The sequence below is a fragment of the Rhizobium sp. P1_E6 genome, from assembly GCF_056405875.1.
Map to the genome: position 1 here is coordinate 1 of NZ_JBFUBG010000201.1, position 3266 is coordinate 3266.

A 3266-nucleotide genomic window follows, 5' to 3' on the forward strand; every position below is an offset into this window, starting at 1 on the left:
GTCTACCCGCATCCGGACGCCAAGATCGTCGCCAATCTGTCGACCGCAACCAAGAACGTCTTTATCCTGCATCGCGACCATCTAGCCTCGGTCAGGCTGGTGACGGGGGCACCCAACGGCAATATCGTCGAACAGACGGGCTATGCCGCCTTCGGCGAGCGCACCAACACGGCGATGCAGACCCATAAGGGCTATATCGGCGAGCGCTTCGACCCCGAAACCGGCCTGATGTATCTCAATGCGAGATACTATGACCCCGCCTTCGGACGGTTCATCTCACCCGACGACTGGGATCCCACCAAGGATGGCGTCGGCACCAACCGATACAGCTATGCCGAAAACGATCCCGTTAATAAAAGCGATCCGAACGGGCATAGTGGCGGCTGGGTCGGCCCAATCAACAATCCTGGCTGGGGACAGAGATCGACTGACAGCGGGCTCGCGAGTGGCACACGCGATTCCATTAACAGGCTAAGAAACTATGCAGTAAAAAGTTACAACTCGTTACTATTTCAACCAGTCAACGATACCCGTCAGCTTTACCGCGACTTAAAGCGTGACCCATTGGGAACCATTGACTATGTTTTGAGAGATTTGCCTCCAAATCCCGCAACGGCAACTGAGCAAGGAATCGTGGGAGTAGGTATCAAAGCGGCCGTCATAACCGGCCTGCGGCTCGAAAAAGCCGGGACGACGGTGTTATACAGAGCAGTGAGTAAGGCTGAGCTAGAAGGAATTCAAGCAACTGGGAAGTTCTCAGTAGGGAAGAACTCGATGGAAGGAAAATGGTTCGCGGAAAGCGCTAAGGATGCTGCAAAGTGGGGCGAAACCATGAATGGGGCGGGCAAATCTACGATTGTGAACGCTGAAGTTCCCTCTGCAATCGCGGACAAATTTTACCGGATGGAGCGTTTGGACGGGATCGGTCCTGCAAGATATGCAGACATTGATCAGTTAGACGGCGTCAAAATCAGTTGGTGAAGGAAATTCTATGAGCAGCGGCGTGGACGTGAAGGTTTATTGGTCAGATTGGAAAAGACCAAACATAGCCAACGAAGGAAGATATATCGCGCCTGCGAAGTTCCCTGAAGACATCTCGTCTTGGCCGAACGATGCATGGAGCATCGTAGTAGAATTTAGCCAAGTGGCTTCCGGTGAATTTCATGGCAAGGCCCGATTTCTGATGAACAATGGTCCCACTCAGAGATTGCGGGCAGGTTCAACGTTCGAACTCTACGAAGGCTCGAAGCGAGCAGCCGTAGTTCAAATCGAAAGCGTGTGATCAATCGTTCCGTTCCCTCGAACAAGGTGCCATTGCTAGTCAAGCTAAAGCGCGACTCGGCATATTGGATTTGACGACGGCCGGCTCAAGGTAATCTGCTCACCCGGGCCGCGCCGAGCCGGCGACGACCATGTCGACGCCGGGGGGAACGTCAGCTTAAACCTGTGGAAACCGAAGCTCGCTCAAATTCTGCTGATGCGGCCTTCACCTTCGCTGTCTAAGGTCCGGTGCAAGAGATGCGTGTGGATCCGATTTATGAAATCCTTGGTGCCAGTTTTCTTACTCGGCCTGCTGTCGCTGGCGGCCTGCAGCGCCACGGATTCCATAGATGACGTACTGTCGGTCAAGCTCAACGAGCTCGATTCCACCGGCAAGCCACTTCCGACCTCCAGACAATCCTCCCGCATCATCGGCGGGGCGCCCTCAGCCGACAGTTTCAATGGCGCCATCCATCAGGGAAGCGGCACATTTGTGTCTTATGGCGGACCGCCGGTCTCTGTCGGTCAGCTTCCCAAGGGTGGCGAAGGCTACAGCCTGAACCTCGTCGGTGCCACGATCGAGGCCGCCGCCCGGAGCGTGCTCGGCGACACGCTTCATTTAAACTACGTGGTGGATCCGCGACTGTCCGGAACCGTAACGCTGCAGACGACGAGCCCGGTATCGAAGGAGGCGCTGCTCGATATTTTCGAAGCGGCGTTATCCGTGAACGGCGCTGTCGTGGTAAAAAGGAACGACAGCTACCAGGTCGTRCCCGCGTCCGAGGCATTGTCGTCTACGCCCGATGTCAGCGTACCCTCCGCCTCGCCCAAAGGACCGGGCATCAAGGTGCAGGTCGTCGAACTCAAATATGTCTCGGCCGACGAGATGAAGGGCATTCTTGAACCGATCAGCCGCCAGGGCTCGATCCTTCAGGTCGATCCCAAACGCAACCTGATCATGCTCGCCGGATCGAACAGCGATCTCGCCTCGATGCGTGAAGCGATCGGCGTCTTCGACGTCGACTGGATGGAGGGCATGTCGGTTGCGCTCCATCCGCTAAAAGCATCGCAGCCGTCGGCGGTCGCCAAGGAACTCGATACGATCTTTGCCAATGACAGCGGCGGCGGCAAAATCATCCGCTTCATCCCGAACGAACGCCTGAACTCGGTGCTCGTCATCACGTCGCGGCCGCAATATCTGGAGCGCGCCTCCGGCTGGATCCAGAAGCTCGACCGTCTGGCGAGCACGAACGAAGAGCAGCTGTTCGTCTACGACATTCAGAACCGACCCGCAAAAGAACTTGCGCAGGTGCTGCAGGCCGTCCTCAGCGGCCAATCCTCGACGAATGGCGGGGGCAAAGCGCTCGATGCGGTAGCTCCCAATCTGCAGCAGACCGATATTGTTTCCGAGGTCCAGGCTCAGCAGACGAGCGCTCCTGCAGATAGCGCCCCGAGCCAGCTCGCGGGCTACAGCGCCGAGCCGGCCAAGACCAAAACAGCGGTCGTTGCCGACGTCGAGAACAACGCGTTGCTTATCTCAACTACCGCCCGCGAATATGAGCACGTCCAGCAGTTGTTGCGCCAGCTCGACGTCGCCCCGACCCAGGTGCTCCTTGAAGCCGTCATTGCCGAAGTCACCTTGAACAACGAATTGAAGTTCGGCCTGCGCTGGTTCTTCGAGAACGGCAATTTCAGCTTCGGCTTCTCCGACCTTGCCAATGGCGGCACGGGAATGTCTTTCCCCGGTTTCGGCTGGAGCTATGCGACCAGCGACATAAGAGTGACGCTGAACGCGCTGTCGAGCATTACCGACGTCAATGTCGTTTCGGCGCCCACGCTGATGGCGCTCAACAATCAAAAGGCGACCTTGCAGGTTGGCGATCAGGTGCCGATCGTCACCCAGCAGGCGGCCAGCGTCAACGGTAACTCGCCGGTGATCAACTCGATTGAACTCAAGGATACCGGCATCATTCTGTCCGTCGTGCCGCGGGTCAACAGCTCGGGCC

At 57.2% G+C, this 3266-nt stretch carries 3 protein-coding genes; all 3 read left to right on the forward strand.

What is annotated here, in order from left to right; genetic code table 11:
• Window positions 1-981 (forward strand): RHS repeat-associated core domain-containing protein (locus AC1D35_RS35205; protein WP_477942549.1); only part of this gene is annotated, 981 nt, incomplete at its 5' end.
• A 10-nt stretch (window positions 982-991) separates the two neighbouring features.
• A complete protein-coding gene (locus tag AC1D35_RS35210; RefSeq protein ID WP_477942551.1) occupies window positions 992-1282 on the forward strand; it encodes a hypothetical protein in 291 nt (96 codons plus the stop codon).
• Window positions 1283-1549: 267 nt separating this feature from the next.
• The coding region (locus tag AC1D35_RS35215; RefSeq protein WP_477942553.1) for a secretin N-terminal domain-containing protein at window positions 1550-3266 on the forward strand (1717 nt) is incomplete at its 3' end.

Coding starts and splice junctions, on each gene's coding strand:
- AC1D35_RS35210 (WP_477942551.1), top strand. CDS start 992: ATGAGCAGCGGCGTGGACGTGAAGGTTTATTGGTCAGATTGGAAAAGA.